Source organism: Bacillus haimaensis (genome assembly GCF_048270625.1).
GTDB classification, from domain to species: Bacteria; Bacillota; Bacilli; order Bacillales; family Bacillaceae_I; genus Sutcliffiella_A; species Sutcliffiella_A haimaensis.
Map to the genome: position 1 here is coordinate 4,272,852 of NZ_CP158164.1, position 26,269 is coordinate 4,299,120.

Sequence of the window (26,269 nt, forward strand, 5' to 3'; positions counted from 1 at the left end):
AAGGAGATGCAATATGGTTGATATTGGCGTACAATCATTGATCAGCATCCTGTCGCATCTGCTTTTCATCAGCATCACCTGGTGGGCGCTGCAGTCCATCCACTACGAAAAATGGATGAAGCCGAATCGTGTGGTGCAGATGAGACTGCTGCTTATTCTGGTGACAATTGCAATTGGATCAGCGGTGAGCAATTTCTTTTTGGATTACCTGTTCTTATCGCAGCGTTTGCCGATGATGTGGTAGGTAGGAGTCTTTGGAATAAATAACGGAAAATAGGGAGCCGAGGCTAAGTAATATGCCTCGGCTTTTCTCGGAGGATGACGTGTTTTGTTGATAATTGCGTTTTGTGCATAAGCCTTTGATTTTTGCATGCAAATCTAAATTTTTCTGCAAACCAGGGTTATTTTTGCGTAAATCGAAAAAAATGTGCATACCTGCACCATTTTTGTGCATAAGCCTTCAAAAGACATCGCTTTTTACAATCTCATCCAATTGAACAATGCTCAAAACACGAAAAACAGTTACCCAAACCTGTTTTTTACTGTCGATACTCGCTTTCAAAAGCAAACCAATAAAATACTTGGTAATATATCCCTCGCGAACGCAAACCCATGAAAAAAGTCCTGCCATTTGCTGACATCAGTCAACAAGAAATAAAAAATCTAAAAAGTGTGCGCCTTTCGACATATGTCGAAAATTCCCTGCCGGGGTCTGGCCCCTATTTGATGTTTTTTTAACAAATTCCCTGCCAGCTCCCTATGAGAAATTTGACGATTATTCCCATGTATGACGCGGCTTTTGGTGGTAAGAATGGATAGTAAGGAGAGAAGAGAGAAAGGGACGTGGGGGATATGACAAGAGATAAGATTTGGAGCGGTGAAACGGGGAAGAAGACGGTGCAGCGGGTAATTAGTTTGATTTTTATTTTGTTAATATGTTTTACTGGGGTAATTCTTGGGAATGAAAGAAGCAGAGCTCAATTACCAAACGAAATCAGTACTGAGATACTTGAAATTGCTCAAGTTTTTCAAGAGAAAAAAATTAATATTAGAGAGTGGAAACTTTATGGCAGAAACAACGTCTATAAAATTAGGGATTTAGTAGGTTTTCAAAAAGAGGTAAATGGTTTAAAACAGAAGATGGGCCATTTAAACTGGACTGTGGAAGTGGAAGAGGATCAATGGAAAGCGATTGGAACTCATTATAATGATTCATTAAAGCAGGAAGAATCCCTTCAGCTCATCACAACCCACACAAACTCAGCCCCAACATCGTACTTATTATATGAAGTCACTGGATATGGTTGGGAAAATACCTCGGCTAGGGAGATACTAAAGGACTTCCATTCTAATCTTACCAATATTTCTCAAGAGAACATTGAAATATTTAGTTGTATGACAGGCGATTTCAGTGATAAAATTGAAGGTGGTTTGCAAAATACGACAAATATTTTGCTGGACGCATTTTCAGCAAGAGTAATCGAAGAGTTGAATGAAGATACCTTTGTTTCAGTTTCAGCATACACTGAATTATGGAATAATGTTCTTCCGACACATCATGGAAAGATGAACTTACAAATTGGGTTACGAAAACAAGGATTGGGCGATAAGACTACCGTGATTGTAGGCACGCCAATTATTACTGTTGAATATTAATATATAGAACATATGACGCGGAGGGGAAAATTTTGGAAAAAATTATCGTCCGCGGCGGACAAAGGTTGAAAGGTACTGTAAAAGTAGAGGGAGCAAAAAATGCAGTACTACCTGTTATCGCCGCAACACTATTAGCTAGCAAAGGCAAATGCGAAATCTTAAATGTACCAGAGCTCTCCGACGTTTATACGATTAACGAGGTTTTGCGTTTTCTTAATGCCGATGTTGATTTTGAAAATAATCGTATAACTGTCGATGCAACGAGAGAGTTGAATATCGAAGCACCGTTTGAATATGTAAGAAAGATGCGTGCATCTGTACTTGTAATGGGTTCATTGCTTGCCCGCAACGGAAAAGCGAAAATTGCTCTACCTGGTGGATGTGCAATCGGCTCTAGACCGGTTGATCAGCATTTAAAAGGATTCGAAGCGATGGGTGCGAAAGTGAAAGTAGGAAATGGTTATATCGACGCTGAAGTAGACGGAAGACTAAAAGGCGCGAAAATATATTTGGATTTCCCAAGTGTAGGGGCTACGGAAAACATCATGATGGCGGCGACGCTTGCAGAAGGTACGACGATCATGGAAAACGTAGCAAAAGAGCCGGAAATCGTGGACTTGGCGAACTTCTTGAACTCCATGGGAGCGAAAGTTCGTGGCGCGGGAACTGGAACATTAAGAATCGAAGGTGTGTCTGAGCTTCACGGCTGCAAACACGACATCATCCCTGACCGTATTGAAGCAGGTACTTTCATGGTAGCAGCTGCAATCACTGGCGGAGACGTAATCGTTGAAGGCGCAGTGCCGGAACACTCCAGTTCACTTATTGCCAAAATGGAAGAAATGGGCGTTAAATTCGAAGAAGTCGAAAATGGATTACGTGTTATCGGACCAGAAAAGCTGAAGGCTATTGACATCAAAACAATGCCTCACCCTGGATTCCCTACTGATATGCAGTCCCAAATGATGTCTCTTTTACTAGCGGCTGAAGGCACAAGTATGATCACGGAAACTGTATTCGAAAATCGCTTCATGCACGTGGAAGAATTCCGTCGCATGAACGGTGATATCAAGATTGAAGGTCGTTCTGTTGTCATAAACGGACCATCAAGCTTACAAGGTGCAGAAGTAGCGGCGACAGACTTGCGTGCAGCAGCAGCATTAACCTTGGCGGGATTAATTGCAGATGGATATACACGCGTTACAGAACTGAAACACCTAGATCGCGGCTATGTGAACTTCCACAACAAGCTAGCAGGACTTGGTGCAGACATCGAACGTGTAAGCTCAATGGAACAAGAACAAACAGTCATCCTTGAGCAGATCAAAGAAGCATAAACCTTCCTAATAACATATATTCTACGAAGAGGGTCAAACTCCTGCCGGGGTCTGGCCCTCATTTTATTTTTTTTCACCTCATTTATTATGGATTGTTCTATTATTTTTATTCCACTTTTTTTAAGAAAATGCATTTTTATAGGAATGTAACATTTACCAGTTATGCGTAATGTGTTCGAAATATTTTTCCCCCCGCTTTCTTTCTATACAAACGCCTCGCCAAAACTTGCCCAGTTTTTAGTCATAATTGCTTGTCCGCTCCCATAAGAATGAAAGAGTAAAGGTGCTAACAACTACTCAAAATTTTTAACGGAGGCTCGACGCTATGAGAAACTTAAAACCATTCATCGTACTAACATCCATCCTTTTCGTCATGGTATTAATGATACCAACATTGCTAGTCATGCCGTTCACCGACAAAGTGAGTGGAAAACTCGCCGAAGAACTCCAGAACAAACAGCAGGTCCAGTCATCAGTAACGGAATCACCCATTGATGTAGCGGTGTACCGTGCGAATAAAGATGCAATAGAAAACATTCCATTGGAAGAGTACGTGGTGGGAGTGGTAGCCTCAGAAATGCCTGCAGAGTTTGAAGAAGAGGCATTGAAGGCACAGGCGCTCGCTGCTCGAACATTTATTTTAAGGCACCTGTTGGCGGGGAGAAGATTGGGACTCCTGAGGGGGCTGATGTGACGGATACGGTGGCACATCAAGTGTATAAAGGGCAAGAGGAACTTAAAGCGATTTGGAAAGACGATTATGCATGGAAGCTGGCAAAAGTGACAGAAGCCGTGAAAGCCACAGCCGGCCAAATCCTTACCTATAACAATGAACCCATCACCGCAAGCTTCTTCTCCACAAGTAACGGGAAAACGGAAAACTCGGAGGAATACTGGCCAAACGAAATTCCTTACTTGCGAAGCGTTGAAAGCCCATGGGACATCGATACGCCTAAGTTCCTGAAGCAGGTCAGCCTATCTGTTGCCGATTTCCAAAATAAACTCGACGTTCAGCTGGGCTCAGATGGCACGATAGGGAAGATCACCGCACGCACAACCGGCAATCGTGTCGACACGGTCGAGATCAACGGCAAGCAGCTGACTGGAAGGGAAGTCCGCGAAAAACTGAAGCTGCAATCAAGCGACTTCAGTTGGGAGCGAAAGGGCGACAATATCGTCATCACCACTAAAGGCTACGGGCACGGTGTCGGGATGAGCCAATACGGCGCGAACGGCATGGCGCTTGAGGGGAAAAAGCATTCGGATATTGTGGCTCATTATTATAAGGGCGTTGAGATCGGGAGTGCAGAGCAGTATTTGACGAAGCTGACGGCGAAGCAATAATATAATAGAAAAAAGCCCGTATCATTTATTTCAGTGATACGGGCTTTTTGAATTTGTTTTCGATTTTTCTTAAAAGGGCGCCGAGTTGCTTGAAGCGGTTTCCAAAGTAAGCATGATGAATAAAGAAAAATGCTATGAGTACGCCGATTGTGTCCTTCACGAAGTCGATCACGGTTGCAGACCGGGCAGGGGCGAAGGATTGGTGGATTTCGTCTGTTAGGCCGTAGGCGATGGCGATGGCTGCGCAGAGGATGTTTGTTTTCGTTGTGAGTTTACCGTCTATAAGGAAGAATAGAGCGAGCATAACGTACAGTATCCCGAATTCAATGAGATGGAGTGATTCCTTGAAAGCATTGTCCCAGGACATTCCGGTGTCGACGAACGCGTCTGCGGGATTACTGGATAGGAACCAGATGAATGCCATGTAGGCGAAAGGTGCGAGTTTTAAAGAAAATCTGATTGTATTGCGAAACATATTTTGCGCTCCTTTATTATGGATAAGCTGTTGTGACTTCTTAATGGGAGAGTTGGTGTTATCAAAGAAGGTTTATAAGACCATCTAATCATACCAAAACTCTAAACTATTCGACACCCATCCCGCATCTCCTGCAGGGGTCTGGCCCCCTTAATAATTTTCTCCCTAAAAAAACTTTCCCCCCTCATGCATAATTCCGCACACTTTGAAGGAAAATAAGTTTTTTAAAATTTTTTTCGACTGTGTGTATATTATTCTCTGATTCTGTTCAGAATGATTGCTGAGGTGATGATACAATGAGAGAGGAAGAAAAGAAACGGACTTCTCAAAATTCAAATTGGCAGCGTTTAATGAAAAAGCGTTGGGTATTCCCGGCAATCTATCTAGCAAGCGCAGCAATCATTTTGACAGCGGTTTTAATGTTCCAAGCAGGTAACACGGAAACAAATCCAGAGAATGAAAACAACAACGGACAAGGACCAACTACTTCATACAATGAAGACGATGCAGTAGAGGTGAACCGTCCAGTCGAAAACTTCGTAATGCCGGTAACGGACAAAAATTCCGCAGTGATCGAAAAGCAATTCTGGGATGCAGATGCATCCGAGGAAGAGCAAGAGGCATCTTTCGTATACTACAATGGTATGTACCATCCAAACACTGGGGTAGATATCAAAATGAAAGATGGCGAAACGTTTGACGTCGTAGCATCTTTAAGTGGAACTGTAACTCGTGCAGAAGAAGACACGCTTTTAGGTAATGTTGTAGAAATCGAGCATTTGAATGGTGTTAAAACTTACTACCAGGCACTTTCCAATGTAACAGTTAAAGCTGGTGATTTCGTAGACCAAGGCCAAAAGATCGCAGAAGCGGGTACAAGCCTGATGAACAAGGATTCCGTCCACGTTCACTTTGAAATCCGCAAAGATTCTGTAGCAGTAAATCCTACTGAGTACTTTGACAGACCGGTAACAGCACTTCTTGACGAAGAGGGACAAGCTTCCGAAGAGAGCAGCGAGCCGGCTGACGAGCAGGAAAAAAAGCCAGCTGAAGGCACAGACAAGCCTGAAGATGGAGAAGAAAAAGAAGGCGACGAAGGAACTGACTCTGAAGAGGAAGAAGAAAACGTCAGCTATCTAACTTAATACGAAGTCTTGTTAAATAAATGATTGCGAGAGCACCCCTCCTGTTGAGTGGGTGCTCTTTTTTCTTGTCACTTTTCCCTTTCTTTAAAAATGTCAACAACCACATTGCCAAATAGGACTTTACTATCAGTGGATTAACCAATGAAACCGCTTTAATATAAAGATAAGAAATGACAAGGGGGGCATAAAATATGAGCTCTAATAATTCAAATTCTAATTATAAAGTGAAAATACAGCGTTTTGGGAGTCATCTTAGTGGCATGATCATGCCGAATATCGGAGCATTTATTGCTTGGGGGTTGATTACGGCATTATTTATTCCAACCGGTTGGTGGCCAAATGAAGAATTGGCAACATTGGTTGGACCGATGATCAATTACCTGCTGCCAATCTTGATTGGTTTTACCGGTGGACGCATGGTCTATGACTTGCGAGGTGGGGTAGTTGGTGCCACCGCCACAATGGGTGTTATTGTTGGGGCGGACATCCCGATGTTCCTTGGGGCTATGGTAATGGGACCTCTTGGTGGTTATGCGATCAAGAAGTTCGACAAAGCCATTGATGGAAAAGTGAAGCAAGGATTCGAAATGCTGATCAACAACTTCTCAGCTGGGATTATCGCAGGGATTCTTACGATTATCGGATTCAAGGCAATCGGACCAATCGTATTAACGCTGAACAAAACATTGGCAGCCGGAGTAGAAACACTGGTTGATGCAAACCTGCTGCCACTAGCGAGCATTCTGATTGAGCCGGCAAAAGTACTTTTCTTGAACAACGCAATCAACCATGGAATCCTGGGACCAATCGGAATTGAACAGGCTGCCCGTGAAGGAATGTCCTTACTGTTCCTACTTGAAGCAAACCCTGGACCAGGTCTTGGTATCCTCTTAGCATTCATGATTTTTGGAAAAGGAATGGCAAAACAGTCCGCTTCCGGTGCGACCATCATCCATTTCTTCGGAGGGATTCATGAAATCTACTTCCCGTATATCCTGATGAAGCCGGCACTTATTTTAGCCGCAATCGGAGGGGGAGCATCTGGTGTATTCACCTTACTATTGTTCAATGGTGGATTAGTCGCAGCGCCGTCACCAGGAAGTATTTTTGCAGTAATGGCCTTGACACCAAGAGGCGGATTCCTGCCAGTTATCGCAGGAGTGCTAGTTGCTTCTGTTGTATCGTTCCTGATTGCATCCGTTATTTTAAAAGGATCAAAGGAAATCGACGAAACAGAACTTGCAAAAGCGACAGAAAAAACTTCCGAATTAAAAGGAAAAGAAAGCAGAGCCTCTGTACTGGTTAAAAAAGAAGAAACACCTGTCGAAGAAAAAGAAGTAAACAAAATCATTTTTGCATGTGATGCCGGAATGGGCTCGAGCGCAATGGGCGCCTCCATCATGAAGAACAAAATGAAAAAGGCGGGACTTTCCATTGATGTCGCAAACTCGTCCATCAATAATATCCCGATGGATGCCGACATTGTCATCACGCATAAAGATCTAACCGATCGTGCAAAAGCAAAACATCCAGAAGCTAAGCATATTTCTGTAGAGAACTTCTTGAACAGCCCTAAATATGATGAGCTTATCGAAAAATTGAAATAACCACAAAAGAGGGGACGGAGCTTAGAGCTCTGTCCTTTCTTTTTGCACCTGGAACGAAATTCTTTTTAAAAAATGGCAACAACTATTCCGCCGAATCTGCATTTTCCTTTTGTTGAACCTATAAAAATGCTGGCGTATGATTAAACTATCAACATAGTAATTAAATTTTGTCATCATCCAAGTGTATTGGAGTGAGCGCTATGTACGTTACTGCCAGAGAACGGCAGATACTCGAGATACTGTTATCGTCGGAGAAAGAAATGACGGTGAGGGATCTCGCGGATGAAATCGATGTCAGTACCCGCACCATCCATCGGGACTTGAAGGATGTTGAGGATATTTTAAAGAATTATGACCTGTCACTGGTTAAAAAATCAGGTGTGGGTGTACAAATCATAGGGGATAAAAAGAATATAGAAGATTTAAAGCTGTTCCTGTTCAAGGTGGACCACAATCAATATACCGCTGAGGAAAGGCATGTCATTATTTTATGCACACTTCTTGAGTCAGTGGAGCCGGTCAAGCTCATTGCCTTGGCCAACGATCTGAATGTCACCATCGCGACCATCAGCAATGATCTGAACAAGGTCGAGGAGCGGTTGCACGGGACGGGCAATTTATCGCTCATCCGTAAAAGAGGGTATGGAGTCGAGATCACAGGCGATGAATCGGCGAAAAGAAAAGCGATGAGCAAGGTCATCACAGAAAATGTGGATGAATATGAACTTCTTTCCCTGATACGGGAGAATATCCAGAAGAAATCCACTCCAAGTGACTCCATTTCGGAGCGGCTGCTCGGCCTGGTGGATAAAAATAATCTGCTTATCGTGGAACGTGCCGTGGATGATATTAATAGGGAGCTTCCTTATTCGATAGCAGACAGTGCCTATATGGGTCTGGTCGTCCACCTAGCCCTGGCAATGGAACGAATCCTGCGTGGAGAGAATATCTCCATGGATCAGCACTATTTGGCGACACTTCAGGAAACACCCGAATTCAAGGTCGCGGAGAAAATTCTCGACAAGCTGGAAAGGGTGTACCAAAAGGTGATTCCAACAGCGGAGACAGGGTATATTACCATGCATCTCCTTGGTGCCAAACTCCGGCAGGACAAAGAATATTTTATAGAAGATACCGGAATGCAAGATGCAATAAGGGCAAAGAACCTGATCCGCTTTGTGGAGAAAAAGGTGCACCAGGAGCTGTCGGATAACCAGTCTCTCCTGCAGGGATTAATGACGCATTTAGGTCCCGCGCTTTTCCGAATCAAACAGAATATGGGAATCAGCAATCCTTTATTGACGAGAATCAAAATGGAATACACCGAGTTGTTTTCCATCGTCAAAGAGGGCGTTGCGGTTGCTTTCCCGGATCTTGATGTGCCAGAAGAGGAAGTTGGTTTTCTGGTGATGCATTTCGGGTCTGCGCTGTTGAACATTCATCAGCGGAAGCCAATGCGTGCTCTCGTGGTGTGCTCTACAGGTATCGGAACGTCCAAGATGCTGGCTACGAGGCTGCAAAAGGAAATTCCTGATATCAAAATCTGTAAAAATGTTTCCCTGTTTGACATGCAACAGACCGATTACGAAAACTATGACCTTATCATTTCCACGATTCGGCTTCCAGAGATTGAAAAAGAATATTTGATCGTCAATCCGATGCTGACAGAAAAAGAAGTCGAGAAGATCAAACAGTTTATCCATCAGCAGACGAAAAAGAAGCTGCTGGAAATAGGGGACTATCAGAAAATCGCACAAGAGCTGCAGGAGCTGCCCAGAGAACTTGTGGCCGAAAACATGAACAAACTATCTCGCTATGCAGAAACGATTTCCACGGTTCTCGCAGGCTTTACTGTTTTAAAGAATGATCAAGCACTTTCTATTAAAGACGCGTTAAGCGAGACCTGTCATCACCTGGAGATAAAAGGGGCTCTCTTGTCGGCTGATGAAGTTCTAAGTGACCTGCTGGAGCGGGAAAAGCTTGGCGGACTGGGGATACCGGATACCAAGTTGGCGCTATTCCATGCAAAAAGCGGTGCGGTCAAAGACCCGGCATTTTCGGTATATGCCCTCCACCAACCACTTGCAACAAAAGGAATGGATCAATCCGAGATGGAAGTGGAGTCCCTTTTGGTACTGTTGTCTCCGGAAAGCATCCAGCACGAGTCATTGGAGGTGCTAAGTCAGATAAGCGCCATCATCATCGAAAACGAACAAAGCATTTCCCGGTTCGAATCACAAGATGAACAACAAATGGGAAAATTCCTGGCTGCAAAGCTGCATCAATTTTTTCAAGAAAAACTAACAGAACTAAGGAGTGTTTAGCTATGGCATTACCAATCTTGGCAAAAGAAAACATCGTATTGAACGCATCAGCAGGAACAAAAGAAGAAGCAATTGAAATGACAGGCAGACTGCTTGTACAACGAGGATATGTAGAGCCATCCTATATCGGAAAAATGCTCGAGCGCGAAGAACTGACTTCCACTTATATGGGCAACTTTGTCGCGATTCCACATGGCACGGAAGATGCGAAAAAAGCGGTAAAAGAATCCGGAATTGCCATCCTGCAAGTTCCAAGTGGTGTGGAGTTCGGCACAGGAAATGAAGTGAAGCTCTTGATCGGCATAGCTGGAAAAGACAATGAGCACCTGGACATCCTTTCCCAGATTGCCATTGTTTGTTCCGAAGAGGAAAATGTCCAAAAAATAGTGGAGGCAACCTCCGCAGAAGAAATCCTGGAACTATTCGAAGGGGTCAACTAATATGCAGGCACTTCATTTTGGGGCAGGAAATATCGGGAGAGGATTTATCGGCGCCCTTTTATATCAAGCAGGCTACCATACTACCTTTGTCGATGTGAACAGCGAAATCGTCGATCTCATCAATGACAGACAAGCCTATCGCGTCGTGTTGGCGGACCAGACACAAGAGGAATTGCTGGTAAAGAATGTTTCTGCCATCAATAGCATGTCGGAGCCTGAAAAGCTGGAAGAGGCCATTGTAAAAGCGGATATCATTACGACCGCAGTAGGTCCGGCGATTCTGCCTATCATTGCAAAAGCCTTAGTAAAAGGACTTCGCAAAAGAATAGAAAACAACCGGCCCCCACTTAACATCATCGCATGCGAAAACCTGATCGGTGGAAGCTCCTTGCTGAAAATGCATGTGTATGAGCAGCTGGCACCGGATGAGAAGGAGGCGTTCGACCAGTCCTTGGCATTCCCGGACGCTGCCGTGGACCGAATCGTGCCCAACCAGACGAACGAAGACAAGCTGCTGGTAACAGTAGAACCATACTACGAGTGGGTAGTGGACCGTTCCGCAATCATTGGCGAAACACCGGACATCAAGGGCATCACCTATGTGGACGACCTGACTCCCTATATAGAACGCAAGCTTTTTACCGTTAACACCGGGCATGCCGTAACGGCCTATATCGGCTACCAAAAAGGGTTCGCTACGATAGATGAAGCCCTGCAGGATGAAACGGTGAAAAAATTAGTGGAGTCGGCATTGAATGAAACAGGAATGGTACTGATCGGCAAGTATAGATTCGATAAAGCCGAGCACCAGGCATACATTCATAAAATCCTGGCACGCTTTTCGAATCCCTACATTACCGACGAAGTAACCCGTGTTGGTAGAGCCCCGATGCGAAAGCTGAGCGAAAATGACCGACTTATAGCACCAGCCAAGCAATACCAGGAGCTATACGGCCACTCGCCTGCAAGTCTTGCAAAAGCCATCGCTGCCGCACTCACCTACGATGTAAAAGATGATGAAGAAGCAATGGTCATCCAGCAGATTATCCAACAAAAAGGCCTCGACCAAGGCATAGAAGAGATTACAGGACTTAACAGAAGTTCAGATCTAGCTAAGAGGATAGTGGCGGAGGTAGAAAAGCTATAGTTTAAAAGGTCACAAAAAATACAAAATAAATCGCTACTTACAGGCATAAATCAAAACACAACTGGGTATAATTAAATTACCGATACAAAGCAACACAACAGCGCAACAAATAGAGAATGTCTCGACCGCCGAACGAGGGTACCGTTCAGCGGTTTTTTTCTGTTTTCATGGGGGAGGACGAGGGATTTTAAAAAAACATCAAATCGGGGCCAGACCCCAGCAGGATTTTCCTCCCCCATGTAGAACCTATAACAGTTCAACACCAATATACTTAACCCAAAATAGAAAGGACGATGTCACAAAGATGCCTAGAAAACAAAGATTGTGGTTCAAGGGAGCGAAGTACCACGTTACCACTCGGGGGAACCGCCAGAGCAATATTTTTATGGAAGCGGACGATTACATCATGTACCTCTACACCATCAAACAAGCCAAAAAGAAATTTCACTTCTACCTTCACGCCTACTGCCTCATGTCTAACCACACCCATCTCCAAATCGAAACCACCAACACCGACATCAGCAAAATCATGCACTATATCAACACTAAATACGCCGTGTACATCAACCGCAAGTACAAATGGAACGGCCATCTTTTCCAAGGGCGATTCGGCGAAAAGCTGATCATGGACCTCGTCTATGAAATCGAGGTCAGCAAATATATCCATCTGAACCCCGTCCGAGCCAAACTCGTCACCAAGCCCGAAGAATACCCCTGGAGCAGCTACCGTACCTACTTTTACAACCGCAAGGACGACCCCATCATCACCACAAGTCACATCCTGAAATACTTCTCCGACCACCCATCAGGATCCTACGCCAACTACATTCAAACCCCCAACACCAGAATCCATTTCACACCCAACCGAAAAGTTGAATTTTCTATTTTGAAAAAATAAAGAAAATTAAGTATAATAGGTATTAATTCGAAATGCGAAATAATAGGGGGAACTTACATAATGCACAACATCGACTACTTGAATAATCCATACCCATCCCAACGCAACACCGTATTCGCCAAAAACGGGATGGTCGCAACCTCACAACCGCTTGCAGCACAAGCAGGCCTCGATATCCTGAAAAAAGGCGGTAATGCCATTGATGCAGCAATCGCTACAGCGGCCTGCCTGACTGTCGTGGAGCCGACTTCCAACGGGATCGGTGGCGACGCCTTTGCACTTGTCTGGACTAAGGGTGAGCTTCACGGCCTGAATGCAAGCGGCCCTGCGCCTCAATCCATATCTATTGAAGCGGTAAAAGAACTCGGACACGAAACGATGCCGAAAATGGGTCTTATCCCGGTAACGGTACCAGGTGCACCTTCCGCATGGGCAGAGCTTTCGAAAAAGTTTGGTAGATTACCATTATCCGAAGTTCTTCAGCCTGCCATCGACTATGCGGAGAATGGCTATCCAGTTTCGCCAATCCTCGGCAAGTACTGGAAAGGCGCTTACAATGCCTACAAAAAAGCCTGCACCACAGAAGAATTCGCCCACTGGTTCGAAACTTTCGCGCCGGACGGCCGCGCACCTGAAATCGGAGAAATGTGGTCATCTAAAGGCCATGCAGAAACTCTCAGACAAATCGGGGAAACAAATGGGGAATCCTTCTATAGAGGGGAGCTTGCGCATAAAATTGCCGACTTCAGCAAGCAGCACAACGGCTTCCTGACCTATGAGGATCTTGCAGCCTACCAACCGGAGTGGGTGCAACCGATCAAGGTCAACTACAAGGGCTATGATGTATGGGAGATTCCGCCGAACGGCCAGGGAATCGTGGCGTTGATGGCACTGAACATGCTGAAAGAAGACACGTTCACAGAAAGAGACTCTCTCGAAACCTACCATAAACAAATCGAAGCAATGAAACTGGCATTTGCCGATGCAAAAAAATACGTGTCAGATCCTTCAACCATGACACACACATCCGAAGATCTGCTTTCCGACTCCTTCGCCAAAGCGCGCCGCGATCTAATCGGAGACACAGCCCTGGCGCCGGAACCAGGCACACCACCAAAAGGCGGAACTGTCTACCTGGCAACAGCGGATGGGGAAGGGAACATGGTATCTTTTATCCAGAGCAACTACATGGGCTTCGGCTCAGGAGTAGTCGTCCCTGGAACAGGAATCGGTCTGCAAAACCGTGGTCATGACTTCTCCCTAGACCCAGAGCACGAAAACGCGCTGGCGCCAGGAAAGAAGACATACCACACGATCATCCCAGGCTTCCTGACAAAGGACAACGAGGCAGTCGGACCATTCGGCGTCATGGGTGGCTACATGCAGCCACAGGGCCACATGCAAGTCGTCATGAACACCGTAGACTTCCACCTCAACCCGCAAGCGGCACTCGACGCCCCAAGATGGCAGTGGATGGAAGACAAAAAGGTCGTGGTCGAACACCACTTCCCACAGCACCTTGCCCAAGCCCTTGCGCGCAAAGGCCACCAGATCCAAGTCACCCTCGACGGAGGCAGCTTCGGCCGCGGCCAAATCATCTGGCGCGACCCGAAAACAGGCGTACTAAGCGGCGGCACGGAGTCACGTACTGATGGAGCGATATTTGCGTATTAAGGGTATTCTATATTCTTTCTGTTAGATTCTTTAATTCATTAAAGAGGGGCCTGACCCCCACTGCGGTAATGTGATAAAGAATGCAGGGTAAACCCGCATTCTTACAACACCTACTTTAGTGCTTTACTATAATGGGGGTCAGGCCCCCTACAAGTATTAGGAGGCATCACACCATGCATCAAACACAAATCTTCCTTTCCTTCTTCCGCATCGGCATGCTTGGCTATGGCGGAGGTCCGGCGAGCATTCCGCTTGTACATAAAGAGGTTGTAGAGAAAAATAAATGGCTGACGGACGATGATTTCTCGGATATCCTCGCCATGGCCAATACGTTACCTGGTCCCATCAACACGAAAATGGCAGGATATATCGGCTTTCGGGTGGCGGGCTATACAGGAATGATAAATGCTTTATTGGCATCCATCATCCCGACCATCATCCTGATGATCGTCCTGCTTACCACACTTGCGAGCTTCAAAGACCAGCCATGGGTGCAAGGAATGACCAAGGCAGTTCTGCCGGTGGTCGGCGTGATGCTTGCGGTTCTTACGTGGGATTTCTTCGACAAATCAAAAAAAGGCTTAGGTTGGATGGCAGCGGCCATACTCATCATAATCAGTTTCCTGACCATCGGACTGTTGGGAATCCACCCAGGTTTCATCATCGCAATTCTCCTTGCAGCAGCCATTATCAAAAAAGATAAACCGAAGCCGGCGCAGGAAAAGGGAGGGGAGGCATCATGATCTATTGGGAGATATTCCTCGCCTTTTTCATACCGGGCATCCTGGGGTACGGGGGAGGCCCCGCTTCAATACCCCTTGTAGAAAACGAAGTGGTCCACCGCTACGGGTGGCTCACCGTAAGTGAATTCAGTGAGGTCCTCGCCCTGGGGAACGCCCTGCCAGGACCGATCGCCACAAAAATGGCCGGCTACATCGGCTACGAGCAAGGTGGTATTCTTGGAGCGGCTGTAGGAGTTTTCGCCACCGTCGCACCATCACTAATCTTGATGATCGCGCTAATGAGCCTGCTCTACAAATTCAGGGATTCGCCAAAAGTAAAAAGAATGTCCAATTACGTGCGCCCGACCATTGCCCTGCTCCTTGGAGTCATGGCATACCGCTTCTTCTTCGAATCCTACGAAGGATCAGGGGCACTTCAAACACTATTCCTGGTCGTCGCAAGCTACCTGCTGCTAGAGCGGTGGAAAGTGCACCCTGCCTACGTAATAAGTGGAGCGTTGGTTTATGGAGCGATTGTACTTAGTTGACATAACAACAGGGGTCTGGCCCCCACCATCTGTAAAGTTAACATAACAACAAGTGCCAGACCACCCTCATCACATAAGGAGGCCACACAAAATGAAAAAACTACTCTTAACAGGATTCGTCCCGTTCCTCGACTTCCCTGTGAATCCCACAGAGGAGATCGTAAAGTCACTGGACGGAACTACAATAGGAGACTACCAGATTATCAGCAAGGTGCTGCCTGTTGACTTTCAGCAATCTGAAAAGGACATCCTGCAGCACTACACGGAAATCCAGCCGGATGCAGTCGTCTCGCTGGGTCTTGCTGCCGGCCGCACGCACATTACACCGGAGCGCATTGCCATCAACTGCAAGGACGGCGCACCTGACAACAACGGCGTCACGTGCCAGGACGAGCCGATCAACCCCGACGGTCCAGACGGCTACTTCTCGACCCTGCCGATTCGTGCCATGGTGAACCACCTCACAGAAAACGGCTATCCAGCAAAAGTTTCGAACACCGCCGGAACCTATCTTTGCAACAACGTCATGTACGCCATCCTGCACAAAATCGCAGAAGAACACAAGCAAGACCAAATCAAAGCCGGCTTCATCCATATTCCGGCATCACATGACCTCGCCATCCAGCTGAAAAACAGCCCGAGCTGGTCGCAGAGGGATCTGACAGAAGCAATCCGCTTAGCATTACAAACGCTATAATATAGTAGGCAACCATAATGACCTATTCCATTATTGGTTTTGACCCGAAAGAAAAAGAGTGGGGGATTGCTGTCCAATCGAAGTTTCTCGGTGTCGGGGCAGTAGTTCCTTTTGCTGAGGCCAACGCAGGAGCTATTGTTACCCAGTCTTACGTGAACACCACATATGGGCCCGAAGGCCTCAAGCTTTTAAAAGAAGGGAAAACAGTGCAGGAAGTGGTTGACCTTCTTACGGAAGCGGATGATGACCGGGCATCTCGACAACTAGGTGTAATCGATGCACAAGGCAACGCCGCTACCTACACTCACTGGTGATAAATGCTACAACTGGGCTGGTGGGCAAACTGGTGCTTTTTATGCTGCACAAGGCAACATCCTCGTAAGTGAAGAAACTGTGAATGCAATGGGAGAAACGTTCACCAAAACGGAAGGCACCCTGGCCGAACGGCTTCTAAAAGCTCTGGAAGCTGGACAGAATGCAGGGGGAGACAGCAGAGGGCAGCAATCCGCCGCGCTGTTAGTGGTATAAGAAAAAGGGGGATATGCGGGATTCAACGACCGCTATATCGACTTGAGGATGGATGATTCTCCTCAGCCAATTGGAGAGCTGATCCGAATCTATCAGCTGCAGCAGTTATATTTCGCCCCCACAAAACAGGAGAACATTCTCTAAATTACATGGGACTTAGAACAGACTCTCCAAACACAGCTCGGAAATCTTGGCTACAAAACTGACAATCTGCAAGCGTCGCTCACCACCTACATCCATACAGAGAACTTCAAATGCCGCGAGCAAGCGAAGGGGTACATCGATAAGGAAGTCCTGGACTATATTCTGGCACAAAAATAGAGCGTTCCTTCAACGGACGCTCTTTCTTTTATAGTTGAACAAAAGCTACGATAAGCTTGACCCATCCAAAAAACGAAAGCCATAATGGTATACTAAACGCCGTTCCCCAAAACATTCCTATCAAAAAGTTGTTTTTGACCATTTTTAGCATCCTCCTAAATAACCGTTTCTGTTTCTATAGTTATTAACCTTAAGAGTGACCTTTAAACATGTAAGCGTTTACTAATGTATACCCATCATTATGAAGGATGAAAAGTGAAAAGTTCGCAATAATTTGTCTATAAGATACACTATTTTCACAATAATTTTAGACAAATTTCGTAAAATGAAAAAAGATCCTTAAAAAAGGATCTCCCAAAACACATTTATGAAAGTAATTAGCTGAATAGACCTTTGAAAAACGAACCAATGGATACAAAAAAGTTTCTGATTGATACACCGAGTTTTCCAGACTCTTTCTCTTCAGAACTTACTTCTACTAGTGGGATTTCAGAAGTCTCGCTCAATACAACCTCTTCCGTTTCTTCCTCTTTTTCCTCACTAGGTGTTTCCTCCACTTCGACCACTACTTCAGAAGCTGATTCGAACGCAGATTCAACTTCCTGACGAAGTTCATCAAAGTTCATGGTTGAGACAAGTTCTTCATTTTCCAGGAAAAAGAGAAGTTCCTCAAGCTCAGGCTTTGTGAGAAAGTCGAGAGAAGGTATGATTTCTTCTTCAAGATATTGTTTTAGAACATCATAGAGTATGGGAAGTGGAAGCCGCTGAAGATCTTTTTTCCATGACCATAGTACCTCTCCATGTTCTTCAATATTTATTACTACAATTTCTTCCTCTAAGATTTCCTCTTCTTCCTCACTAGTAACTTCCTCTTCCTCCTCAGTTGGTTCTACCGGAGTGTAAGGAGTTGTAGTAGGAGGTTGAGGGTTAGTAGGCCTACTTGGTTCACTAGGAGGATCAGGCTTAGGTGTAGGAGGCTCAGGCTGTGGCTCAGGTTCCGGCTGTGGTTCCGGCTCTGGCTCTGGTTCTGGTTCGGGCTTTGGTTCAGGCTCAGGTTCAGGTTCAGGTTCAGGTTCTGTCACAGGGGGCTTAGGCGGGTCCTGTGGACTTGGAATCCTCGGTGGTTTCGGAGCAGATGTTATCCCGAATTGTAGTATAGCATCACTATTATCTTGATTCCGGGTGGTATCAGCATTCATATGTAAAGGATTCGAGATTATCAATAATAGTAAAATGATAACGGTAATTAATTTTTTCATGATTTCCCCCAAATAAAAATAGTTTATCAATGTTAGTTGTCTCTATTATATAGGTAATCTAGTAATATTTACATATATTTTCTATAAAAATCCATCATTTAGACCCTGTATTTGTACTAATACAGTGCATTGGAAAAAACCAAATGGTTATTAATTTGGTAGTTGACTAAAGCGATAGCATGTTTCATAATCTAATTATTAGAATTATTATAAAATTCTGTTTTATAACAAATCAGACTTTTAACGAAAAGAAGGGAGGCCTGCAACCGCAAAATAAAAGCGCTTACAAAAAGAAAGAGGTGGAAGCCCAATGTTTTTCTTCTATGCATTCCTGGTCGTCATCGTTCTCTGCATATTCTTCGCCATCAAAAAACAACGGCCAATCCTTCTGTCCGTACCGGTATTCGCACTCGCATTCTACGTGCTCGTGGAAATCGCGCTTGTGCCCGGATCATTCATTGACACCGTCAAGTTCATCTTTACCCTGCAATAACAACTTATTATTTTTTTACTTTATTTTATTTATTTTAGGTGCCTGACCCCGGCAGGGATTTTCCCATCCGTGTCGAAACCCCAAAAATCCATGAAGGAGGTTTTCTTTTGAAGAAGATTGATAAGTCTGTTGCTGATGCGTATTTTCGTGAGAAGACGAGGTATATTTTCATTTATCTAGCGATTTGGTTTGTTGTTTCTTTTGGAGTGGTGATGTTCGCGGATTCGCTCGATTTCAATTTTATCGGCGGCTTTCCTTTCCACTATTATATGGGTGCCCAAGGTTCTATTCTGGTCTTCATCATCTTGCTTTTCGTAAATGCGAAGGTGAGCGACAAGATCGACCAGAAGTATGGCATCGACGAAAAGGCCAACGAGCAGATGAGCTATGGCAAAACGCTCGACCACTAAATCCTGCAAGCAGCACACATCACCATGCATCAATCCAATCGTAACTCTAGCCACTGGATCTATTCCACCCAAGACCCTCACAATGAAGAATCTCGGTTTCAAACAATCGACAAGCCGTAATAATGGCACTGTTTGAAAAAGAAATCTCTACTCAACTAACTCAAGCTAAAAACCACAGAACCATCACATACAAAGGGGGATGTACAGTTGGATAATCAGTTTATCGTATCGCTATCATTGATATTGGTTACCTTTGCGCTTTACATCGGAATCGCCATTTTCAACAAAGCACGCCAGACCTCGGATTTTTACGTAGCCGGTCGCGGGGTGCCACCGGTATTTAACGGGATGGCCATCGGAGCGGACTGGATGAGTGCGGCTTCATTCATTGGAATGGCAGGAACGATCATGCTACTTGGTTATGACGGACTTGCTTACATAATGGGTTGGACCGGGGGCTACCTGCTCCTCACCTTCCTGCTTGCACCGCAGCTCCGCAAATCTGGACGTTATACGGTGCCGGAGTTTATCGGGGACCGTTTTGACTCCCACACCGCCCGCGTCATAGCGGCAATCTGTACCATCATCATCAGTTTCACATACTCCATCGGGCAGCTTTCCGGCTCCGGAGTGGTAATTGGCCGTCTTCTTGAAGTGGATGCAAAAGTAGGAACGATGATCGGGGTTGTCCTGATTGCCTTCTACGCAGCCTTCGGAGGGATGAAGGGAATCACATGGACACAGGTTGCCCAGTACATCGTCCTGATCATTGCGTACTTGATTCCGGTAATCTTCATGAGTCTTCAGCTTACCAATAATCCGCTGCCGTGGCTGACTTACGGAAACATCGTCAATGAACTCGGTGCGCTCGACCGCGAGCTCGGTATATCCGAATATTTCGCTCCATTCACCAACGGAACAAAGTGGCAGTTCCTTGCGCTTATGTTCACGCTGATGGCCGGTACTGCGGGACTTCCGCACGTTATCGTCCGCTTCTACACCGTTTCCACGATGAAAGCGGCGCGTTGGTCAGGAGCTTGGGCACTTCTTTTCATCGGACTTTTATACCTTTCTGCCCCAGCTTATGCGGCATTCTCCCGTTTCATCCTGATGAAAAATGTGGCAGGACAGCCGATTGACCAGCTGCCAGCTTGGACGGAATCATGGGTCAACACTGGTAAACTGCAGGTGGCTGACACGAGCGGTGACGGCATCCTTCAATGGTCAGAGCTGATCATTGCCAACGATATCGTCGTAATGGCAACACCGGAAATCGCCAACCTTGGCGTGTTCATCATCGGACTAGTGGCAGCGGGAGCCATGGCGGCAGCCCTATCCACAGCAGGCGGACTGATGATCGCTATTTCATCTTCTTTTGCACATGACATTTATTACCGAGTGTTAAAACCGAATTCCACGGATTCAAACCGTCTGATGGTCGGTCGTATCACCATTGTGACAGCAACCGTACTTGCGGGACTTGTGGCGCTTAACCCGCCTGGCGCAATCACGCAGATTGTCGCATGGGCCTTCGCGCTCGCATCCGGAACATTCTTCCCATCCCTGCTTCTCGGAGTATGGTGGAAGCGCGCCAATGCACCAGGCGTCATCGCCGGAATGCTCGTCGGTCTAGCCGTCACGCTTTCCTACATCTTCGCGGCAAAATATGGCGGCTTCACGATTCTTGGAATCATCGACACTGGAGCAGGAGTCTTCGGCGCAGCATCCGCAATCCTGACCATCGTCATCGTGTCACTGATGACCAAAGCACCATCACAAAAAATCCAGGACGAAGTGGCAGACCTTCGTTACCCGGAGCAGATGACATACAAGAACGGAGACGTCTGGTTGAATAAATAAACCTTAAGCCCGAGGAGCAGTCCCACCCGCTGCTCCTCTTTTTCTACTACAAGAAAAAGGAGGCCACCAACATGCACCATCCCCTTTTCCACAACCTCACCAACGATGAGAGAACAAGTCTGCTCACCCGCTGCCAAACCCACTCCTTCACCCACCACCAGCCTATCCTGAAAGCAAATGAAACACGGGAAGGCCTCTTTCTCATTCAGTCTGGAACAGTAGAAGTCTATCTTCCTACGAACATTCACGACGAAGTCTTGGAAATTATCAAAAAGGACCAACTGATCGGCCTCTCCCATTTCATTCATTTTCTCTCGGATTCGGATTCATACACCATCGACGAGGTGTCCTTACTCCAGGTACGGGCCATCGATGATGTGACCGCCCTCTATATCCCTTTCTCTGTGTTAAAAGAAAGATGGAGCGACCCAACCGTACGCGAATATCTGCTCACCCAGGTCAGCGCACGCCTTCATGATGTCTATCAATCTCTCGCCGAACAAGTCCAGCTTGGCAGAAAGCTCACAGATTCCGACACAACTACGCTCAGAGTGCAGGATGTCATGAAAGAAACCTTCGTCCAAGCGACCACAACCGACACGATCCAATCTGTTGCAAAAAAGCTCTCTGAAACTAATCACACCGCCGCTATCATTACAGAGGACAACAACCTCACTGGCATCATCACCATGCACGATTTCGTCAACCGGGTCATCACAAACGGGCAAAGTCTCACCCAGCCCGTCCACACCTTCATGACGCCAAACCCGATCACCATCGAACGCACCGCCTACTTCTATGAGGCTATCACGACCATGCTGCTCCATGGCATCAAACACCTGCCTGTTACAGACGGCCAAAAAACTATCGGACTCGTCACCCTGACCGAGCTCCTCCAAATCAAAAGCGCCAATTTCCTGAAAGGTACAACACAAATATCAACAGCAAACCATGAAAACCTGCCAACCATCAAGACGGCACTATACTCCACACTCGGCACCATGCTGCAACAGGAAGTCCCGACCCTACACGCCTTGGACGTCATGAACACCCTGTACGACCAGCTCATCCAGCGTTGTATCGAGCTTGCCATCGAGGAGATGCCAGCAAGCCCGCCGACCAGATTCTGCTTCTACCTGATGGGCAGCGCTGGCAGAAGAGAGCAGTTCCTCCTCACCGACCAGGACCACTTCCTCGTCTATGAGGACGACAGCAAGAAGGAGTACTTCCAACAGCTCTCGGAAAAAATCGTCGCAAACCTCGAGCTGGCAGGCTACAAAAGATGTCCGGGAGACATGATGGCCTCCAACCCACAGTGGAGCGGCACCCCGGAGCACTGGAACAACCGCTTAAGAGAGTGGGTGCTACACGCCACCAACGACCGGCTCCTGCTCGCACAAAACTTCTTTTCCTACCGGCTCATCTACGGGGACGACACGCTACACGAGCAATTCAAAACCAACATCGAACAGTCCCTAGACAGGGCGAAAATCTTTTTATATCGCCTGTCCCAGATAGAACGCGAGAATCCAATTCCAGCCTTGGAACAGCCCATCCGCTCCATTTTCCGGATGCAAAAGAAAATAATCGACCTGAAAAAGCACATTCTTTTTCCGTTTCACCATAGCCTGCAGATCCTCGCACTGATGAACGGGATCACTTATGGCACGCCAATCGAGAAAATCGACCAGCTCCACGAGAAAAAGATCCTTTCCAACAGCTTTCAAAAGGATCTCAAAGCATCTGTCGAATCCATCCTGGACTATTACGTGAAAAACCGCTGGAACCAGCATCAAAAAGGGGAGAAGCTGACCTCGACGCTTGATTTGACAACCCTGACAACCCGTGAAAAAGAAGAACTCATGCTCAGCATCCGGCTCATCAAGGAGCTGCAAAGCCACATGCTATCGTACTACTAGAAGGAGGGATTATACCGATGTTTCCATTCGCCCGAAAGGATTATTTCCCGAGCAATTTAGTAGAAAACCTACCTCTTTCTACACCAATCGACAAACTGGAATTCATCGTTTTTGATACAGAAACGACCGGATTCAACCTGGCAAAGGAGGACCGACTAATCGAAATCGGTGCCGTAAAGGTGAAGGGTATGGAGGTGGTCGAGGAGAGTGCCTACCAAAGCTACATCAACCCGAATCGACAAATCCCTCGGGAAATTACCGAGCTGACCGGAATCGCCAATGAACAAGTGGAAAAAGCGCCTGACGCTATGCAAGCGATACAAAAACTTACTAGTCTCGCCAACCAGACGTCCGCCTGCTATGTCGGGCACTACGTCTCCTTTGATATGCACGCCATCAAGTACGAGCTCAAGCGCCGCAACCTGCACTGGAAAGCACCGAAAGCAATCGACACACTCAACCTGATTGGCTATATCGCCCCTAGCTACGACATGCGTGACCTCGAAAAATACGCACGGGACTTCGGGACACGAATCTATCAGCGCCACTCGGCGAAAGGTGACGCCCTCACAACTGCCTACCTGTTTGTTGAACTCCTCCATATTTGCCATGACCGAGGAATTAAAACCTGGGGAGACCTGCTAATGGTGGGGGAAATCCTGTAAAAAAAGTATGCGGATATGGAATACTGCATATTTTTTTACAAGCTATCCTTCACAGTTCGCTGTCCTCAACTTAAATTCGCCTCATCCTATACGCAGGGGAATTTTCTTTGACCTCATTTTATAAAAGTGTGACCGTTAAAGATAAAGACTATTTCGACAATTAGATTCTATAATGGAGTGGAAAATAATAAGGAGAAAGAAGGTGGTTTTTTGTCAAATATCAAAGAAATATGGATCTATCATCACAGTCATCTTGATGTGGGATATACCCATCCACAACCTGTATTATGGGAAATGCAGCGTAAATATATTAGTCAGGCAATAGTATTATGTGAGAAAACGGAGCATGAAAGTGAGGAAAATAAGTTCAGGTGGACCTGTGAGGCTACATCACCTGTCATGAAATGGCTTGAAACGTCGAGCGAGGAGGAGATTGCGAAATTTGCACGTTTTGTGCAGAATGGTCAGATCTGTCTGGCTGCTCTGAGCATGCACACGTCTCCACTAAGTAACGTTGAACAGATTGCTAGATTGCTGTATCCTGCTAAAAAGCTCCGCGAAAGATTCGGTTCAAAGGTAAATACGGCTATCAATCATGATATCAATGGTCAGCCGTGGACCTTTGCCCAGCTATTGCTTGATGCAGGTGTCGAGCTTTATACGACAGGGGTAAATATTCACTTTGGCGGGATTCCGTTGCCAAGACCGCAAATATTTAGATGGAAGACTCCAGATGGCAGGGAACTATTCACTTTCAATGGGGAGCATTATTCCATTTTCACGCAATTTACGGAGCTTTGGGATAAAGATCTGGAGAAGATGAAAAAGGGAATTGATGCTTATATTGATAGGATTGAAGGAGATAACTACCCTCATGATTTTATTTACTTATCTTCAACCAACATACCACTTTTAGATAATACGCCTCCAGATGAAGAGTTGATGGAGATGGTCCATCGTTGGAATGCTTCCGGACTTGGACCGAAAATCCGCCTCGCTACTCCTGAAATGCTGTTAGAAAGAATCAAAGAAATGCAGATTGAAGACATTCCCGTCTATGAAGGGGATTGGACGGATTACTGGAATTTTGGTGCAGCAAGTTCTGCTCTTGAAACGAAGGTAACGAGAAGAACGAAGCAATCCCTTAAAGCTGCAGAGCTTTTGGCGTCTTTTTTAGGAACCAGGGATAATCATGAGAAACGACTTTATCAGGAAGCATGGGATCAGCTGGAGCTTTATGATGAACACACATGGGGAGCAAATGTCTCTGTGACAGATCCAGATTCCCTATATACAAAATCGTTATGGATGCATAAAGCACATACCGCCTATCAGGCAAATAGTGTAAGTGGGTATCTGCTGGCTGATCAATTGGAAAAGCTTGCTGAAAATCCATTGCAGTCCCAGGAACCGGAGGGTTTACTATTGGTAAATCCAACCCATGTTAATCAAAAAGTGGATGTTAGAGTGTCGGAGGAATATACCTATAAGGGAAGACATGCCCAGACGAACCGTTATAAATTCCAACAGAATAATCAAGATTCAAATTGGTGCGATTCTGTTTTAGGGACAGTAGAGCTTCAACCTTTCTCTTGGAAAAAGGTGCCGTATGCTTCCCTGAATAAGGAGAGCCAGGAGACTGTTAAAGTAACAGATGCCACCATTGAGAGCCCATTCCACAAATTAGAGTTTGATAGAAAAACAGGTAGAATAATAGGGCTTTTCGATAAGCGGATGGAATGGCAAATGCTTGATCAAGAAAGCGAATGGACCATGTTCCAATATGTCCAGGAGAAAGTAGATCCATTAAAGCAGGAAGAGAACCGCAAAGCTCTGTTCCCAAGAGATGTAGAAAAATGCAACAACAGCATCAGCTGCTGGAATCACGATTGGGCACCGCAACGCATGGGGGCTTCTGAAACGATGGAATGCAAAGTCGAAGAACATGATTCAGGAGCGACGCTAGTATTGAAGTGGCAAGCACCAGGAGTGGATTGGCTGGAGCAGAAGATTACTTTGTTTGCTGCCAAGCCGGAAATTGAGATGGTTGCCAACATGAAAAAGCAGGATATCAGGACGCCGGAGTCTGTGTATTTTACTTTCCCTATGAATCTGAAAGAGTGGAAAGCGAAGTTTGATAGTGCAGGGACGTTTGTGGAATTGGATAAAGAGCAGCTGCCAACCGCATGTAAAGATTGGGTCACGGTGGATAATGTCGTTTCGATGTTTGATGAGAACCGGGGGATAACGCTTGCTTGTCCGGATGCCCCTTTAGTACAAATAGGAGACTTCAATTTTGGGAAAGAGCAGAAGGTAGTCCCTCGTTCTGAACGTCCCCTTCTGTTGGCGTGGCCAATGAACAATTACTGGGATACGAATTTCTGTGCCACCCAACCGGGAGTGGTGTCATTCAGGTATGTCCTATCATCCTTTGGTGCCTATGATTCTAAGGAGGCGTTACGTGTTGGAGTAGACTCTTTTTATCCAGTACAAATTCATCCTGTAATAAAATGCGATTCAAAAGAGGAGGGCACCTTCCTTAAAGTAGATAACTCCGCTATAGCTGTTCAGCATGTAAAGCCTGCAGAGGATGGCAGGGGAATCATTGTAAGGTTGCAAAATCTATCGGAGAACAAGCTTGAAACAGCTCAACTTTCCTTGCCTGGCAGAGAGATTCATTCTGCAAGAATCACTGACCTGCTGGAAAATAATTTGCAAGAGAACTACCTCGAGGACAATAAGGTGGAAATCTCCATTCGTGCCAGAGGAATCGTTTCTGTTCGAATGGAGTATAAGTAAA

21 protein-coding genes and 2 pseudogenes are annotated in these 26,269 nt (G+C 45.9%); 21 read left to right on the forward strand and 2 right to left on the reverse strand.

From position 1 onward, the window contains the following. Window positions 1-13 precede the first annotated feature (13 nt). From ABN702_RS21695 to spoIID, 4 genes and pseudogenes are all read left to right on the forward strand, one after another. Complete coding sequence (locus tag ABN702_RS21695; protein WP_417898653.1) at window positions 14-244, forward strand: DUF1146 family protein; 231 nt, start codon at window positions 14-16, stop codon at window positions 242-244. A gap of 608 nt (window positions 245-852) precedes the next feature. Beyond that, window positions 853-1,656 (forward strand): YwmB family TATA-box binding protein, encoded by an 804-nt coding sequence (locus ABN702_RS21700; protein WP_417898654.1) that lies wholly within the window; start codon window positions 853-855, stop codon window positions 1,654-1,656. 32 nt (window positions 1,657-1,688) lie between these two features. Further along, window positions 1,689-2,993, forward strand: coding sequence for a UDP-N-acetylglucosamine 1-carboxyvinyltransferase (murA, locus tag ABN702_RS21705; protein WP_417898655.1), 1,305 nt, complete (start codon window positions 1,689-1,691; stop codon window positions 2,991-2,993). Between the two features lie 325 nt (window positions 2,994-3,318). After that, window positions 3,319-4,337 (forward strand): annotated as a pseudogene (gene spoIID, locus ABN702_RS21710) (stage II sporulation protein D). A gap of 25 nt (window positions 4,338-4,362) precedes the next feature. Here the strand turns inward: spoIID and ABN702_RS21715 are convergent. Next, window positions 4,363-4,812, reverse strand: coding sequence for a VanZ family protein (locus ABN702_RS21715; RefSeq protein WP_417898656.1), 450 nt, complete (start codon window positions 4,810-4,812; stop codon window positions 4,363-4,365). A gap of 296 nt (window positions 4,813-5,108) precedes the next feature. On the opposite strand from ABN702_RS21715, the gene ABN702_RS21720 reads away from it, so the two are divergent. The 11 genes and pseudogenes from ABN702_RS21720 (at window position 5,109) to ABN702_RS21770 (ending at window position 16,863) form a co-directional block, all read left to right on the forward strand. Next, window positions 5,109-5,957, forward strand: a complete 849-nt coding sequence (locus tag ABN702_RS21720; protein ID WP_417898657.1) for a peptidoglycan DD-metalloendopeptidase family protein — start codon at window positions 5,109-5,111, stop codon at window positions 5,955-5,957. A 191-nt stretch (window positions 5,958-6,148) separates the two neighbouring features. Beyond that, the gene (locus ABN702_RS21725; protein WP_417898658.1) at window positions 6,149-7,564 is read left to right on the forward strand and encodes a PTS mannitol transporter subunit IICB; all 1,416 of its coding nucleotides are present in this window, start codon (window positions 6,149-6,151) and stop codon (window positions 7,562-7,564) included. A 200-nt stretch (window positions 7,565-7,764) separates the two neighbouring features. Then, window positions 7,765-9,888, forward strand: a complete 2,124-nt coding sequence (locus ABN702_RS21730; protein ID WP_417898659.1) for a BglG family transcription antiterminator — start codon at window positions 7,765-7,767, stop codon at window positions 9,886-9,888. A gap of 2 nt (window positions 9,889-9,890) precedes the next feature. Then, window positions 9,891-10,328: a PTS sugar transporter subunit IIA gene (locus tag ABN702_RS21735; RefSeq protein WP_417898660.1), complete on the forward strand. Its 438-nt coding sequence runs from the start codon at window positions 9,891-9,893 to the stop codon at window positions 10,326-10,328. Window position 10,329: 1 nt separating this feature from the next. After that, entirely contained in the window at window positions 10,330-11,475 is a 1,146-nt protein-coding gene (locus ABN702_RS21740) for a mannitol-1-phosphate 5-dehydrogenase (RefSeq protein WP_417898661.1), read from the forward strand. Between the two features lie 385 nt (window positions 11,476-11,860). Further along, the gene (locus ABN702_RS21745) at window positions 11,861-12,373 is read left to right on the forward strand and encodes a transposase (protein ID WP_417900997.1); all 513 of its coding nucleotides are present in this window, start codon (window positions 11,861-11,863) and stop codon (window positions 12,371-12,373) included. A gap of 60 nt (window positions 12,374-12,433) precedes the next feature. Then, complete coding sequence (locus tag ABN702_RS21750) at window positions 12,434-14,047, forward strand: gamma-glutamyltransferase family protein (RefSeq protein WP_417898662.1); 1,614 nt, start codon at window positions 12,434-12,436, stop codon at window positions 14,045-14,047. Between the two features lie 173 nt (window positions 14,048-14,220). Beyond that, window positions 14,221-14,790 (forward strand): chromate transporter, encoded by a 570-nt coding sequence (locus ABN702_RS21755; RefSeq protein WP_417898663.1) that lies wholly within the window; start codon window positions 14,221-14,223, stop codon window positions 14,788-14,790. Beyond that, window positions 14,787-15,317 carry a chromate transporter gene (locus ABN702_RS21760; RefSeq protein ID WP_417898664.1) on the forward strand — a complete coding sequence of 177 codons (531 nt, stop codon included), beginning with the start codon at window positions 14,787-14,789 and terminating at the stop codon, window positions 15,315-15,317. The genes ABN702_RS21755 and ABN702_RS21760 overlap by 4 nt, the downstream gene beginning before the upstream one ends. 91 nt (window positions 15,318-15,408) lie before the next feature. Then, complete coding sequence (gene pcp, locus ABN702_RS21765) at window positions 15,409-16,014, forward strand: pyroglutamyl-peptidase I (RefSeq protein WP_417898665.1); 606 nt, start codon at window positions 15,409-15,411, stop codon at window positions 16,012-16,014. Window positions 16,015-16,031: 17 nt separating this feature from the next. After that, a pseudogene (locus tag ABN702_RS21770) lies at window positions 16,032-16,863 on the forward strand (DUF1028 domain-containing protein). A 377-nt stretch (window positions 16,864-17,240) separates the two neighbouring features. Here ABN702_RS21770 and ABN702_RS21775 read toward each other — a convergent pair. Continuing rightward, window positions 17,241-18,122: a hypothetical protein gene (locus ABN702_RS21775; RefSeq protein WP_417898666.1), complete on the reverse strand. Its 882-nt coding sequence runs from the start codon at window positions 18,120-18,122 to the stop codon at window positions 17,241-17,243. 310 nt (window positions 18,123-18,432) lie between these two features. On the opposite strand from ABN702_RS21775, the gene ABN702_RS21780 reads away from it, so the two are divergent. The 6 genes from ABN702_RS21780 to ABN702_RS21805 all read left to right on the forward strand — a co-directional run bounded on the left by ABN702_RS21780 (window position 18,433) and on the right by ABN702_RS21805 (window position 26,268). After that, window positions 18,433-18,615: a hypothetical protein gene (locus tag ABN702_RS21780; RefSeq protein WP_386642271.1), complete on the forward strand. Its 183-nt coding sequence runs from the start codon at window positions 18,433-18,435 to the stop codon at window positions 18,613-18,615. A gap of 107 nt (window positions 18,616-18,722) precedes the next feature. Then, window positions 18,723-19,025, forward strand: coding sequence for a DUF4212 domain-containing protein (locus ABN702_RS21785; RefSeq protein WP_417898667.1), 303 nt, complete (start codon window positions 18,723-18,725; stop codon window positions 19,023-19,025). Between the two features lie 207 nt (window positions 19,026-19,232). Beyond that, the gene (locus ABN702_RS21790; protein WP_417898668.1) at window positions 19,233-20,885 is read left to right on the forward strand and encodes a sodium:solute symporter family protein; all 1,653 of its coding nucleotides are present in this window, start codon (window positions 19,233-19,235) and stop codon (window positions 20,883-20,885) included. 71 nt (window positions 20,886-20,956) lie between these two features. Next, entirely contained in the window at window positions 20,957-22,804 is a 1,848-nt protein-coding gene (locus tag ABN702_RS21795; RefSeq protein WP_417898669.1) for a DUF294 nucleotidyltransferase-like domain-containing protein, read from the forward strand. A 17-nt stretch (window positions 22,805-22,821) separates the two neighbouring features. Continuing rightward, entirely contained in the window at window positions 22,822-23,469 is a 648-nt protein-coding gene (locus tag ABN702_RS21800) for a PolC-type DNA polymerase III (RefSeq protein WP_417898670.1), read from the forward strand. 210 nt (window positions 23,470-23,679) lie between these two features. Further along, window positions 23,680-26,268, forward strand: coding sequence for a glycosyl hydrolase-related protein (locus ABN702_RS21805; protein ID WP_417898671.1), 2,589 nt, complete (start codon window positions 23,680-23,682; stop codon window positions 26,266-26,268). Window position 26,269: the final 1 nt, after the last annotated feature.